The organism is Devosia marina, assembly GCF_009758415.1.
Lineage (GTDB): Bacteria > Pseudomonadota > Alphaproteobacteria > Rhizobiales > Devosiaceae > Devosia > Devosia marina.
In genome coordinates this window covers 285760-299256 of the sequence record NZ_WQRF01000001.1, presented here as the reverse complement: position 1 = coordinate 299256, position 13497 = coordinate 285760, and the positions used below count along the sequence as shown (strand labels likewise).

Here is a 13497-nt window from a genome sequence, read left to right as displayed (position 1 = left end):
TTGCTCCTCACCCGAAAGTCTGCCTTGTATGGTTGCGCCAATTGCCGATGTTGGCATCAGCAGATGGAGACCCGAAGATGACCGACCTCGCCCAATGGCTAAGCGCGCAGACAGACGATGCCGATCTCGGCAAGGCCATATTGTCGATGGCCGCGGCAGGGGCGGAAATCGCTGCCGTGCTGCGCGAGGCTCCCATTGCCGGGCAGACCGGGCTGGCGGGATCGGACAATGTGCAGGGCGAGGCGCAAAAGGCACTCGATGTGATCTCAAACGACATTGTTTTGAATCACTTGGAAGCAAATGCGGCCATTTCGATTCTGGTGTCAGAAGAGCTGGATGAAGCCGTTGAACTATCGAGTCAGGGCCGGCTGATTGTGGCCACCGACCCCTTGGATGGATCTTCAAATCTCGACCTAAATGTTACTGTTGGAACAATTTTTTCGGTTCTGGCCAACGCGGGCGGACCGCTGCAGAAGGGGCGGGCACAATTGGCCGCCGGCTATGTTGCCTATGGGCCGGCGACGAGCCTGGTGGTGCGGATCGAGGGGCCGACCAGCATCTTTAATCTCAGTGACCGGGGCGAATGGGTGCAGACAGTGGCCGACGCCAAGGTGCCGGCCGCCTCGGGAGAGTTTGCCATCAACACGGCGCGCGAACGCTTCTGGGATGCGGCAACGACTGGTTACGTGCGCGAGAATATCGCAGGCGAAACCGGCCCCGCCGGCAAGCGCTACAACATGCGGTGGGTGGGCTCAATGGTCGCCGATGTCCATCGCATCCTGATGCGGGGCGGCGTTTTCCTCTATCCGCTCGACAGCGAGACCGTCACCAAAGGCGGGCGCCTGCGGCTGCTTTATGAGGCCAATCCGATGGCCTGGCTAGTACAAGGCGCCGGCGGGCGCTCGACGACTGGGACCCAGGATATTCTTGAGGTCGAACCCGTCGACATACATCAGCGCGTGCCCGTCATTCTGGGGTCGGCCGACGAGGTGAAGCGGGTTGAAGAGTGGTATGAGCGGGAGTAGGCGACGAAGCGCCCCTGCGTTCTGCCCCCTATGAGAATTGTGGATTGCGCACGGCACGTCTCTGGAATTGCAACGTTCTCACAGTTTCTGTAGAACCCCTGCCGAACGAGGCCGGCCATTGACCCGGCCGGGAGGAGCCAGCATGACCAACGACCCCAACCGCCTGCCCGAAACCAATTGGGGTGCCTGGCAAAGCCGACCGTTTCACCGGCAATATCTGATGACGCAGGCCAGCCGGCTGTTCGACTTTTTCGAAGCGTCGTCTATCAACACCAAGGGCGGGTTCTTCGAACTGTCCGATGATGGCCAGCCGCTTTCACCCGAAAACGGGTTGCGGCAGGTGCATGTCACGACACGCATGATCCACTGCGCCACGATCGGCAGCCTGATCGGGCGGCCCGGCTCGGACGAGATCGTCGACCACGGCATGCGCTATCTTTGGGAGAAACATCGCGACCAGCGGCATGGCGGCTATGTCTGGTCGCTGGATGACGATGGCTATGTGGATGACAGCAAGCAGGCCTATGGCCATGCCTTCGTACTGCTGGCTGGCGCGAGCGCCAAGCTGGTGGGACATCCCCTGGCCGATCAGGTGATCGCCGACGCTACCGAAGTGATCGAGAAACGCTTCTGGGACAAGAAGGTCGGCGCGGTGCGCGAAGAATTCGGCAATGACTGGCGGCAGATCAGCACTTATCGCGGCCAGAACTCGAACATGCACCTGACCGAAGCGCTGATGGCCGCCTATGAGGCCACGGGGGAGACCGAATATCTCAAGAAGGCGACCCGGATCGCCGACCTGATCATCAACCGCAATGCGGCCAGGCTCGAGTATCGGGTGGCCGAGCATTTCCACGAGGACTGGAGCCTGGACAAGGACTATCTCGGCTCGGAGATGTTCCGGCCGTCCGGCACGACGCCGGGGCACGCGCTGGAATGGTCGCGCCTCTTGTTCCAGCTCTTCGTACTGTGCCGCAAGGAGCATAGCTGGATGACCGAGTCAGCCCGTGGACTGTTCCGGCAGGCCATCGAGCTTGGTTGGGACAAGGTGCATGGTGGCTTTTTCTATACGCTGGACTGGAACAACCAGCCGATCATGCGCGAGAAGCTGTGGTGGCCGGTGGCCGAGGCGATTGGTGCGGCAGCCTATATCGGCGCCTACGACAAGGACGATTATTACCAGCTCTGGTATCGGAGACTCTGGGACTTTGCCGAGAACCATGTGATCGACCACGAGCGCGGCGGATGGCACAGCGAGTTGACTGAGCAACTGGTGCCGACCTCGCGTCTGTTTGTGGGCAAGCCCGACCTTTACCACGCCCTGCAGGCCTGCTTGATCCCGCTCTACCCGGTGACCGGCAGCCTCACGCATGGGATTATCGAGGCCGATCACCCCAAGCGGCTCTAACCGCGTTCGTCACACCCGAACTCAACCAATGCCTGTCTGCCGCGTTGCCCCCAAAGCAAAATGGAGAATGGGCAATGGCAATTTTGGACGGCAAGGTCGCACTGGTCACGGGCGCTGGCTCCGGCATCGGCAAAGCGACAGCACTCAGACTGGGGCGTGACGGGGCGACCGTCATTGCCATCAGCCGCACCCGCGATGAGGTTGAGGCCACTGCTGCCGAGATCGAGCACGCCGGGGGCAAAGCCAGGGCGGCGACCTGCGACATCACCGATGACGCCGGGATGAAGGCGCTGATTGCCGAGATCCTTGGGCATTTCGGGCGACTCGACATCGTCGTGGCCAATGCCGGCATTAATGGAGTGTGGGCGCCCATTGAAGACCTGGCGCCCGAGGAATGGGACAAGACCATTGCTGTCAATCTGCGCGGCACCTTCCTGACGATTCATCACGCCGTGCCGGCGCTGGAGGCAGCTGGCGGCGGGGCCATTGTGGTGGTCTCCTCGATCAACGGGACGCGCACTTTCACCTCCCCGGGCGCAACTGCCTACAGCGCAACCAAGGCGGGCCAATTAGCGATGGTCAAGCAGTTGGCGCTTGAATTGGGTCAGAAGAAGATCCGCATCAATGCTGTCTGCCCCGGCGCGATCGAAAGCGACATCGAGGACAGCACAGAACATCGCGAAAGCGAGGAAGCCGGGATTCCGCTGCATTTTCCCGAGGGCGATATCCCGCTGACCGAAGGTGCAAAAGGCAAACCTGGCGATGTGGCCGATGTCATCGCCTTTTTGGTTTCCGATGCGGCGCGGCACGTCACGGGCAGCCCGGTGTGGATCGATGGAGGGCAGAGTTTGCTGCGTTAGGCGGCTGAGACACAAAAGCGTACCCCTTGGCGCTGTTGTCAGCTCCCAGCCTGCGTCGTACATGACGGGCCAGCCCTTGTTATCGGTGACGCGTCATGACCGCCCTTCCCCCTCAACTGTCTCGCCTGTCGATTGAACGTGCTGTCACAGCGGCGCTGGAGGAAGATCTGGGGCTGGCGGGTGACCTGACCAGCCAGGCAACGCTGGCGCCGGACGCCTGGGCCACTGCCACGCTTTCGGCACGTGAAGCGGGTGTGATTGCGGGTCTCGAACTTGCCGCTGCGGCCTTCCGGCTGGTGGGCGACGGCGTCATCTTTTCAGCCAAGCTTGCCGATGGTGATCGCGTCGAGGTCCGCGGTACCGTCGCAGAGATTTCCGGTCCGGCACGACTTGTCATGTCAGGCGAGCGGGTGGCGCTGAATTTCCTGAACCACCTGAGCGGGATCGCAACCCAGACCCGGCGCTATGCCGACGCCGTCGCGGGAACGGGCGCCATGATCTGCGACACCCGCAAGACCACCCCCGGTCTGCGTGCCTTCGAGAAATATGCCGTGCGCTGTGGCGGCGGCGCCAATCACCGCTTTGCGCTCAATGACGCTATCCTGATCAAGGATAATCACATCGCTGTCGCCGGCAGCGTGGCTGCGGCCTACAAGGCAGCCGAAGCCTATGCCGGGCACCTGGTCGCCATCGAGATCGAAGTGACAACGCTGGCGGAACTTCAAGAAGCGCTGGAGGCCGGGGCCCGGATCATCATGCTGGACAATATGGACAATGACACCCTGCGCGAGGCCGTGGCGATCAATGGTGGCCGGGCGAAACTGGAAGCGTCGGGCGGCGTAAAGCTGGACCGGGTGCGGGCCATCGCCGAGACCGGTGTGGACTTCATCTCCACGAGCCAGATCACCATGGGTGCGACGCCGCTCGATCTGGGACTCGACGTGGTTATTCGAGCGGGACGAGAGGCATGATGTCCGAGGCCCCTGCCCTGTCATTGACCGATATTGCCGTCAATGCCGCGATCGCCGCGGCAGGGGTGATCTGCGCGGTCTATGACCGGCCGATCCATGTGGTGACCAAGGATGACGGCTCGCCGGTAACCGAGGCCGATGCAGCGGCCGAGGCGATTATAATCGAGCACTTGAAGATTACCGGCCTGCCGATGCTGGGTGAAGAGAGCGTTGCTGCGGGGATCATCCCCCAACTGGGCGAACGCTATTTCGTCGTAGATCCGCTGGATGGCACCAAGGAATTCATCAAGCGCAATGGCGAGTTTACCGTCAATATTGCGCTGGTCGAGCAGGGCCGGCCGGTGATGGGGGTCGTGCTCGCACCCGCCAGCGGCGAAATCTTCGTGGGTGACGCGGATGGTGCCTGGGCCGGCAAGATTGCAAATGGCGTTGTGGCAGGGCGCGAAGCCATCAAGGTAGGGCTGTCGCAGCGTCCCAAGATTGTCGCCAGCCGCAGCCATGGTCATGCGGCCCTTGCGCAGCTTTGCCACACACTGGACGTGGACAGCGATGTGTCGGTGGGCTCATCGCTCAAGTTCTGTCTGCTGGCGCGCGGGGATGCGCAACTCTACCCCCGATTTACCCCGACTTGCGAATGGGATACCGCCGCCGGGCAGGCCGTGCTTGAAGCAGCGGGCGGCGCTGTTCTCACACTGGATGGCGCCCCGATGCGCTACGGCAAGAGGGAGATGAAGTTCCTCAATCCCTATTTTGTCGCGGCGGCCAGCCTGGAGCTTGCGCAGACCGGGGCCAGCGAAATGCGGCGCCTCATCGAATTGTGAATGCGGTCCGGCAAGCCTGCTAGGTCCCGAAACCCTTTGGCTGGCCTTGAGCCAATCTCAGACATGCAATCAGCGGTCAACTGATCTGCACGACGTTCTCTGCCGTTTGGCTTGCAGCAGGTGCCGGAGCCATATATAGGCCGATCATATATCGGACCAGAATATGGCCAGAGGAACGCGCGCATGAACGTCAGGACTCTATGCCTCTCCATTCTCTATGACGAAGAGGCCAGCGGATACGATATTCGCCGGATGTGTACGGAAGGCAATTTCGCCTATTTCGTCGAAGCCAGCTATGGCTCGATTTATCCCGCGCTTGCCCGCCTGGAAGATGATGGCCTGGTGTCTAGCCGCACCGAGCAACAGGCCGGCAAGCCTGCGCGCAAGGTCTATTCGATCACCGAAGCAGGAAAGGCCGCTTTTGCGGCCGAACTCAGCGAGCCGCTGGGCGAAGACGTGTTCCGCAGCCCCTTCCTGCTCTTTGCGCGATTTGCGCACATCCTGCCGCGCGATCTGGTCGAGCTGCGTTGCAATGAGTTTCTCGAAAGAACGGCCGAGGATCTCAAGAAAGTGGAACAGGCACCCAAAGAGCATAGCTGCAATGCAGCAGATATGTGGGTCATCAACTACGGACGTGCAGTATTGGAGGTTGCGGAACAACATTTGCGCACCCATATGCACGAACTAATCACAATGGCGCGAGCCGAGCCACGCGAAGACGCGGCAGAATAAGGGGCGAGATAAACTTTATGCGTGCACTGTTCTCCTATGGTTTGGCCGTCGTCATCCTGCTTCTTGCCGGTGGCTGGCTGGCAACTGGAACCCTGGTTCAGGGCGGCCAGGGACCTGGCAATGGCGAGACGCCGATCATCGCCATGATCGAGGGCGAAGATCATGGTCCGATTGCGACCACCCTGGCCGATGCAGGGGTGCTGGCCGAGCACAATGGACCTGAAGTCGATCCGGCGCTGACAATCGCGCAACGAAATGAAGCGACGACCGGATCTGGCGCGCCGCTGCAAAGCGTGCGCACCCAACGGTTCACGGCTGCAGCGATGCCCATAGAGGTGCCACTGCGCGGACGCACCCAGGCCAAGGCTACTGTCACGGCCGTCGCCGAAACCTCAGGCGCTGTAGACGTCGTGCATGTCACCAAAGGGCAGCGCGTCGAGGTGGGCGATCCGCTGTGTACGCTCGACCAGGGAACACGCGTCGCGGCTGTGGCCCAGGCAGAAGCGGGGCTGGCACAGGCCGAGGCGGCCCTGGCACAGGCACAATTGAATTTTGACACCAATGTCGATCTGCGCGATCGCGGATTGGCCGCTGCCAATACTGCCAATGCGGTTGAAGTCGCGCTGGCTCAGGCCAAGGCAGGCGTAAGCCAGGCCAAAGCCGGTCTGGACAACGCCGAGGCAGAACTGGAACGAACAGAGATCGTCGCCAAGGTCGCGGGGCTGGTGCAGGATCCAGTTGCGGTAGCGGGTTCAATGCTCAATGCTGGAGCACCTTGCGCCACCATCGTGCAACTCAACCCGATCGTTTTCACCGGCATGGTGCCAGAGGCCCATATCGGTCTGGCCAAGACGGGTCTTGAAGCAACAATCACGACTGTAACCGGCCACAGCGTTTCGGGACAGGTGACCTATGTATCAGCGGTCGCAGACAATGCGACCCGTGCATTCCCCGCTGAGATCGAAATTGCCAACGATGACTTCACCATTCGCGACGGGGTAACCGCTGAGGCGATCGTGAATATCGGCACCGCGCCCGGCCATCTGCTGCCACAGTCTGTCCTGACTCTGGATGATGAAGGCGTGTTGGGTGTGCGCACGGTGGAAGACGGTGTGGTCGCTTTCTACCCGATTACCATTGTGAGCGACACGCGCGAGGGGGTGTGGGTTACCGGTCTGCCACTGGTTTCCGACGTGATTACCGTAGGCCAGGAAAACGTGAATTCCGGGCAGGCCGTTGAAGCCAGCCCGACCGATCAGTCCGCCGAAACTGCTGCCAGCTAGGGACGCAAGCCATGCTCGATTTTATCGAAAAAATCCTCAGGATGCCGCGGGTCGTCCTGACGATCATGGTCGTCGTTCTAGGCGGCGGTACATTGGCCTACCTCTCCCTGCCCAAGGAGAGTTTTCCCGCCATCGACATTCCCTATCTTTATGTCTCGATCAGCCAGTCGGGTGTTTCGCCCCGCGATGCGGAGAACCTGCTCGCCAAGCCGGCGGAAGATGAACTGGCGGGCCTGCCGGGCCTGCAGAACATCACAACCACATCGACAACCGGCCACGCCTCGGTTCTGCTTGAGTTCGACATCAATACCGACAAGGACAAGGCCCTGCAGGACACTCGTGCCCGCATGGACGCCTTGCGCGCCGCTCTGCCGGATGACGCAAACGATCCGACCGTCTCGGAAATCGACTTCATCGGTCCGGTCATGTCGGTTGCCGTCTATGGTTCGGCGCCGGAAAAGGAACTCGTCCGGCGCGCCGAGTTGTTGCAGGACGCCATCGAAGCCATTCCCGAGATCCGGGAGGCCGTGCTTTCGGGCGCACGCAAGGAGCAGCTCGAAGTTCGGGTCGACCTGCTTCGGCTTGAGGCCTATGGCTTGACCGCGAACCAGCTCTTTGACGCGCTGTCGCGCAACAATATGGTGGTGGCCGGCGGCACGCTGAATACCGGACAGGGCTCGTTCAATGTCGAAGTGCCGGGCTTGATCACCACGGCCGAAGACGTTTTCAGCCTGCCCCTCAAGACCGATGGCAATACCATCGTAACGTTCGGCGACGTGGCCACTATTACCCGTACCCTAGCCGATGCGACCGAATATACGCACGTCAACGGCTCCCCTGCCCTGATCATGGGTGTGTCCAAGAAGCCGGGCACCAACATCATCGATGTTTCCGACAAGGTACGGGCGGTGACCGCGGAGGTTGCCAAGGATTGGCCAACGGGGGTGAGCTATTCGTTCTTCCTCGACCAGGCGGAAACCACCACAGCGCTGTTCCGCTCGCTTGAAGCGGCCGTGCTGACGGCAGTCGCTTTGGTTCTGATTACCTGTGTGGCGACGCTGGGTGTACGTCCGGCCGTAATGATCGGTATGTCGATCCCGCTTTCATTCATGATGGCGTTCCTGGTTGCCCAGGGGCTGGGCATGACGATTAACATGATGGTGATGTTCGGCCTGGTGATCGCTGTGGGCGTGCTCGTCGACGATCCAGTGGTGGTGGTCGAATATGCCGAACGCAAATTGCAAGAAGGCGTACCCAAGCGTGAAGCCTTCATCATGGCGATGCGCAAGATGTTCGTACCCGTTGTGGGCGCTACGGCGACCACCCTGGGCGCCTTTGTGCCGCTGCTGTTCTGGCCCGGCATTATCGGCAAGTTCATGAGCTATTTGCCGACGATCGTGATCATCGTCATGATCGCCTCCTTCATCTCGGCGCTGATCTTTATGCCGGTGATCGGTTCGATCATCGCCTCGACACGTGTTGATGAGAAGGAAAAGGCCAAGGCCGACATCGTGATGTATCCGGACAAGTTCGACTCCAGGAAGGTGGGTGGACTGACCGGGTTCTACGTGCGCGCAATGGAGAAACTGCTGCATTGGCCGCTGCCGACTCTGGCAGTCGGCTTCGGCGTCATCGCCACAATCTTTGTGGCCTACGCGACCAATCCCACCGGATCAGAAGCCTTCCCGGCCTCCGAGCCAGAATTCGCAACGGTTGCCGTGGTTGGTCGGGGCAATTACTCGCCCGAGGAAATCCGGGACATGCTGGTGGAAGTTGAAAACGAGCTGATGCAGGTCCAGGGCATTCAGGACGTGATCATGCAGTTCGGCACGACCGGCGCCTTCGGTACCATGCCGCCCGACACAATTGGCAACTTCCAGCTACAGCTGACCAACTGGAACCATCGTGTTCCGGCCGCGGAGATCTTTGCCAATATCCGCGAGCGCGTGTCCGGCTTTGCTGGCCTGGACATCCAGTTGTTGGCGGCCGAGAGCGGGCCTCCGGCCGGCAAGGACATCAACCTGCGCGTTGAGAGTACCAATTACAACGACCTTGTGCCGGTCGTGACCGCGATCCGCAATCACCTGGCCACCTGGCCGGAGGTTGTCGACGCCGAAGACGGCCGCCCCTCCCCCGGCATTGACTGGGAGATCAAGGTGGATCGCGCCGAGGCCGGCAAGTATGGCATCGGCGTGCGCGAACTGGCTCCTTATGTGCAGTTGGTGACTTCCGGCGTGAAGCTGGGCACCTACCGGGATGCCGGGACCGGGGACGAACTCGACATTCGCGTACGCTTGCCGGAAGACGAACGGACCTTCGACGCGCTCGACTCCATGCGCATTGCGACCAGCCAGGGTCTGGTGCCGGTGTCGAACTTCATCGAACGCACCGCCGTCCCCAAGGTGGCCAATATCGAGCGACGCAACCAGGTTTACACGATGGCCGTGGCCGCAGGACTGACCAACCTGCCTGAAGGCGTCTATCCCGCCGACAAGGTGGAGGAACTGCAGACCTGGATCGCTCAGCAGGACTTCCCCGACCGTGTGAACGTTGAGTTCGGCGGCGCCGAAGAGCAAATGGGTGACGCCAATGCCTTTATCGGTCAGGCGATGATCATGGCGCTGGTTCTCATCTCCTTCATTCTGCTGCTGGAGTATAATAGCTTCTATCAGGTACTCGTGACGCTGATGACCGTTGTGATGTCTGTGGCGGGCGTGCTGCTGGGCATGCTGGTCACCGGAATGACCTTCTCGGCGATCATGACCGGGCTGGGCATCGTGGCACTGGCGGGTATCGTGGTGAAGAACGGCATTGTGCTGATCGACACCTATAACGACTACCACCGGCATCAGAATGTGGAAGCGGTCAAGGCAATGCTGCTGACCGTAAGCCAGCGCGTGCGTCCGGTGTTGTTGACCGCATTCCTGACGGCGCTGGGGGTGATCCCGATGTGGGCCAATGTCGAGTTCGACTTCATCCGCCGCGAAGTCGTGGTGGGCGGTATTGCAGGCTCGTGGTTCGTTCACCTCTCGGCGGCCCTCGTCTCAGGCCTGTTCCTGTCTACGGCCCTGACCTTGGTAATGGTGCCGGTGATGATTACCGCACCCACGGTGATGTGGAGCCAGATCCGTTGGCTCGGATCGATCTTTGCTGCAGTCGGCGCCTGGATCGCCAGCCCCTTCCGCCAGAAGGAAGAGGCGGCACCGGCAGGCTTTGACGGCATGGCCGTGGAAATCCCTGAAGATGCAGACAGTTCGAAACGCTACATCGTGTCCAAGGATGCCGGGTTGACTGAGAAGCAAGCCAATGGCGTGACTGTGGTCAGCCGAAGAGATGCAGCCGAGTAGAGACATCTTTTCAGTCTATGAGAAAGGCCCGCATCGATGCGGGCCTTTTTTGTGTTTCTATTGGGATTGGAACGCTGTCAGCGTCCAGGTGTCACCATCGAATGCGATGTCGCGGGACGTCACCAACCTGCCGCCGAGCGCCCGGGGCCAGAATTTCTGGGCCGCAACGTTGGCGTGGGGCACAGCGATATGCCAGGCGCCGGGATGCGCTTCAAGCGCCAGGTCGAGCGCCGTCCGGCCGACGCCCCTGCCCCGATAGGCGCGTAGCACGAAAAATTCCGCCATGAACCAGCACGGCTTTCGGCCAGTCAGCGGGCATTCGTCAATGACCAGCGCGAAGCCTGCTATCTCTTCGCCAGACATAATGTAATAGGGGTGGCGCCAGAAACGGTCGAGGAAGCCATATTCAAATCGCCCATCCAGCTCGACGGGAAATGGCATAAACTCCGTCATGTCGTGCAGATAGAGCTGGATCAGATTGGCGATTGCGGTTTTGTCTTCGTCACTCGCCCTGCGGATCGATACGGTCATGACGCTGCTCCCATCGAAACGCCTCTGACGACGCCGCTAGGTGCGAGCTCTGGTGGGCAATGAGCGGCGGCGCGGATCTGTGCTAGGCCCACGCAGGCTTGACGCTAAGCTATGGGACTGACGCCAACAAGATGCGCTCATTGTTCTGGGACATCGGCATAGCGATGTTCCAGGCCTGTTGTGGCCGCTGGGCTGACCTGACGGCTATTCCGCCGCTGGCGTGCCGCGCTTGACGAAGCCATCGGGGTCGTCCTGGGTGCGGGCCAGAAGTTCGGCAGCTTCACTTGCTTCGCGCTGGCGGTTCCACATCTGGGCGTAGAGCCCATCCTGTTGCAGCAAGTTGGCGTGATCACCGCGCTCGGCGATCTGTCCGTCCCGCAACACCAGGATTTCGTCGGCATTGACGACCGTGGAGAGGCGGTGAGCAATAACCACGGTGGTTCGGTTGCGCGAGACCTCGTCCAGCGCAGCCTGAATGTCCCGTTCGGTTTTGGTGTCCAGGGCAGAAGTGGCCTCATCGAGGATGAGGATCGAGGGCGACTTGAGTATGGTTCGGGCAATTGCAACGCGCTGTTTTTCGCCGCCCGAGAGTTTCAGGCCGCGCTCGCCTACGGGAGTGGCGTACCCCTTGGGCAAGGTTTCGATAAAGCCGGCCACCTGCGCCATACGCGCAGCCTCCTTGACCTCTTCTGCAGAGGCACCCGGCCGGCCATATTCGATATTGTAGCCGATGGTATCGTTGAACAGCACGGTATCCTGCGGAACCATGCCAATAGCCGAACGCAGGCTTTCCTGGGCGACCTCGCGCAGGTCCTGCCCATCGATCGTGACGCGGCCACCGGTGACGTCATAGAAGCGGAACAGCAGGCGCGAGATGGTCGACTTGCCCGCTCCGGTGGGGCCGACAATAGCGACGGTCTTGCCGGCAGGCACCTCGAAGCTCACGCCTTTCAGGATCGGGCGATCAGGATCGTAGTGGAAGCTGACATCCTCAAAGCGGATGACGGGACCAGTCACGGCAAGCGCCTTGGCGCCTGGTTTGTCCTGGATTTCGGGATCCTGGTCGAGCAGCTTGAACATCTCTTCGATATCGGTGAGGCCCTGACGGAGCTCGCGATAGACGAAGCCGATGAAGTTGAGCGGACGGTAGATCTGCATCAGGAAGGTGTTGAGCAGGACGAAATCGCCAAGAGTCAGCGTGCCATCCATGACGCCGAGAATGGACATGATGGAGATGACAAGAAAGCCACCATAGAAGATGACGGCCTGGCCGAAATTGAGAAAGCCGAGCGAGGTCCAGATGCGGATGGCCGAGCGTTCATAGCCTTCCATCGCGCCATCGAAGCGCCTGGCCTCCATGTCCTCATTGGCAAAATACTTCACCGTTTCGAAGTTGAGCAGGCTGTCGATCGCCTTGCCGTTGGCATCGGTGTCGCTCTCGTTCATGTCCCGGCGGATGGAAATGCGCCAGTTCGAGGCCTTGATGGTGAAATAGAGGTAGCCCCAGATCATCACCACCAGCACGCCGAGATAGCTGATACCGAACAGCCAGACGAAGATGATGGCGACCACCACGAACTCGACCATGGTCGGGGCGATGTTGAGCATGGCGAAACGGACCACCGTCTCGATGCCCTTGGTGCCGCGTTCGATGACGCGGGACAGGCCGCCTGTGCGCCGCTGCAGGTGGAAGCGCAGGGACAGACGGTGCATGTGATGAAAGGTTTGCAAGGCCAGCTTGCGCACGGCATGCTGGCCGACACTGGCGAACCAGACATCGCGCAATTGCTGGAAGCCGGCATCGATGATGTTGCCCAGGACATAGGCGATGACCAACACCAGCGGGATTGCCAATCCCAGGAAAATGGTCTGATCCGGCTCGGGACCATCCAGGCTGTCGATGATGCCCTTATAGGCGAAGGGTATGAGTGTGGTGGCGACCTTGCTGGCCAAGAGCGCTGCCAGCGCCATGATCACGCGCAATCTCAGATCGGGGCGATTATCCGGCCACATGTAGGACCAGAGATTGCGAACCGTAGAAAATACCGATCCTTCGTCCGCGCTGACGGACGGTTTCTTCTCAGTGCTGTCAGAAGCCATCAGGCCTGTTCCGTTTCCTTGTTGGCGGCGACGGGCGCCAGCCCCTTGAGGAGACCGCCAAAGGCCGAACCGAGTTCGGCCAGTCTGTCATGGCGGAGACAATAGCGATTGCGCGTGCCATGCGGCTTGCGCTCGATCAGGCCTGCATCAAGCAGGACCTTGATGTGCTGGGATACGGTCGACTGGGCCAGGGTCAGGCTGTCCGTCACATCGGCACAGCAGCATTGACCCTGCTGCTGGGTCGCCAGGATGCGCAGAATTTCCAGCCGTACGGGATGCCCAAGTGCGCGCATGGTATTGGCAATGTCATCATCATGCATGGCGCTGTGCTCGGCGTGTCGGGACCGCCCAGTGGGGCTGGCCCTGTCCAGTTGATCGGTGAATTGCGATGGAAGATGGGGCTTGCGGCGCAGAAAATC

At 60.7% G+C, this 13497-nt stretch carries 11 protein-coding genes; 8 read left to right on the top strand and 3 right to left on the bottom strand.

Annotated features, from left to right (window positions below; genetic code table 11):
* Positions 1 to 77: 77 nt before the first annotated feature.
* From GO014_RS01385 to GO014_RS01350, 8 genes are all read left to right on the top strand, one after another.
* Complete coding sequence (locus tag GO014_RS01385) at positions 78 to 1025, top strand: class 1 fructose-bisphosphatase (RefSeq protein WP_157288827.1); 948 nt, start codon at positions 78 to 80, stop codon at positions 1023 to 1025.
* A 142-nt stretch (positions 1026 to 1167) separates the two neighbouring features.
* A complete protein-coding gene (locus GO014_RS01380) occupies positions 1168 to 2433 on the top strand; it encodes an AGE family epimerase/isomerase (RefSeq protein ID WP_157288826.1) in 1266 nt (421 codons plus the stop codon).
* Between the two features lie 74 nt (positions 2434 to 2507).
* Entirely contained in the window at positions 2508 to 3293 is a 786-nt protein-coding gene (locus GO014_RS01375) for an SDR family oxidoreductase (RefSeq protein WP_157288825.1), read from the top strand.
* Between the two features lie 95 nt (positions 3294 to 3388).
* Positions 3389 to 4264 carry a carboxylating nicotinate-nucleotide diphosphorylase gene (gene nadC / locus GO014_RS01370; RefSeq protein ID WP_157288824.1) on the top strand — a complete coding sequence of 292 codons (876 nt, stop codon included), beginning with the start codon at positions 3389 to 3391 and terminating at the stop codon, positions 4262 to 4264.
* Positions 4264 to 5085: a 3'(2'),5'-bisphosphate nucleotidase CysQ gene (gene cysQ, locus GO014_RS01365; protein ID WP_157288823.1), complete on the top strand. Its 822-nt coding sequence runs from the start codon at positions 4264 to 4266 to the stop codon at positions 5083 to 5085. The genes nadC and cysQ overlap by 1 nt, the downstream gene beginning before the upstream one ends.
* Before the next feature lie 183 nt (positions 5086 to 5268).
* Positions 5269 to 5817: a PadR family transcriptional regulator gene (locus tag GO014_RS01360; RefSeq protein ID WP_157288822.1), complete on the top strand. Its 549-nt coding sequence runs from the start codon at positions 5269 to 5271 to the stop codon at positions 5815 to 5817.
* A gap of 17 nt (positions 5818 to 5834) precedes the next feature.
* Positions 5835 to 7100 carry an efflux RND transporter periplasmic adaptor subunit gene (locus GO014_RS01355; RefSeq protein WP_157288821.1) on the top strand — a complete coding sequence of 422 codons (1266 nt, stop codon included), beginning with the start codon at positions 5835 to 5837 and terminating at the stop codon, positions 7098 to 7100.
* 11 nt (positions 7101 to 7111) lie between these two features.
* Positions 7112 to 10447, top strand: coding sequence for an efflux RND transporter permease subunit (locus GO014_RS01350; protein ID WP_116589788.1), 3336 nt, complete (start codon positions 7112 to 7114; stop codon positions 10445 to 10447).
* A 57-nt stretch (positions 10448 to 10504) separates the two neighbouring features.
* Here the strand turns inward: GO014_RS01350 and GO014_RS01345 are convergent, their stop codons facing one another.
* The 3 genes from GO014_RS01345 to GO014_RS01335 all read right to left on the bottom strand — a co-directional run bounded on the left by GO014_RS01345 (position 10505) and on the right by GO014_RS01335 (position 13398).
* A complete protein-coding gene (locus GO014_RS01345) occupies positions 10505 to 10978 on the bottom strand; it encodes a GNAT family N-acetyltransferase (RefSeq protein WP_157288820.1) in 474 nt (157 codons plus the stop codon).
* Positions 10979 to 11182: 204 nt separating this feature from the next.
* Positions 11183 to 13078, bottom strand: a complete 1896-nt coding sequence (locus GO014_RS01340; protein ID WP_157288819.1) for an ABCB family ABC transporter ATP-binding protein/permease — start codon at positions 13076 to 13078, stop codon at positions 11183 to 11185.
* On the bottom strand, positions 13078 to 13398 hold the full coding sequence (locus GO014_RS01335) for an ArsR/SmtB family transcription factor (RefSeq protein WP_116589785.1): 321 nt from the start codon (positions 13396 to 13398) through the stop codon (positions 13078 to 13080). Before GO014_RS01335 ends, GO014_RS01340 begins: the two co-directional genes overlap by 1 nt.
* Positions 13399 to 13497: the final 99 nt, after the last annotated feature.

Coding starts and splice junctions, on each gene's coding strand:
- GO014_RS01355 (WP_157288821.1), top strand. CDS start 5,835: ATGCGTGCACTGTTCTCCTATGGTTTGGCCGTCGTCATCCTGCTTCTT.
- GO014_RS01375 (WP_157288825.1), top strand. CDS start 2,508: ATGGCAATTTTGGACGGCAAGGTCGCACTGGTCACGGGCGCTGGCTCC.
- GO014_RS01385 (WP_157288827.1), top strand. CDS start 78: ATGACCGACCTCGCCCAATGGCTAAGCGCGCAGACAGACGATGCCGAT.
- GO014_RS01360 (WP_157288822.1), top strand. CDS start 5,269: ATGAACGTCAGGACTCTATGCCTCTCCATTCTCTATGACGAAGAGGCC.
- GO014_RS01380 (WP_157288826.1), top strand. CDS start 1,168: ATGACCAACGACCCCAACCGCCTGCCCGAAACCAATTGGGGTGCCTGG.
- cysQ (WP_157288823.1), top strand. CDS start 4,264: ATGTCCGAGGCCCCTGCCCTGTCATTGACCGATATTGCCGTCAATGCC.
- GO014_RS01335 (WP_116589785.1), bottom strand. CDS start 13,398: ATGCATGATGATGACATTGCCAATACCATGCGCGCACTTGGGCATCCC.
- nadC (WP_157288824.1), top strand. CDS start 3,389: ATGACCGCCCTTCCCCCTCAACTGTCTCGCCTGTCGATTGAACGTGCT.
- GO014_RS01345 (WP_157288820.1), bottom strand. CDS start 10,978: ATGACCGTATCGATCCGCAGGGCGAGTGACGAAGACAAAACCGCAATC.
- GO014_RS01340 (WP_157288819.1), bottom strand. CDS start 13,078: ATGGCTTCTGACAGCACTGAGAAGAAACCGTCCGTCAGCGCGGACGAA.
- GO014_RS01350 (WP_116589788.1), top strand. CDS start 7,112: ATGCTCGATTTTATCGAAAAAATCCTCAGGATGCCGCGGGTCGTCCTG.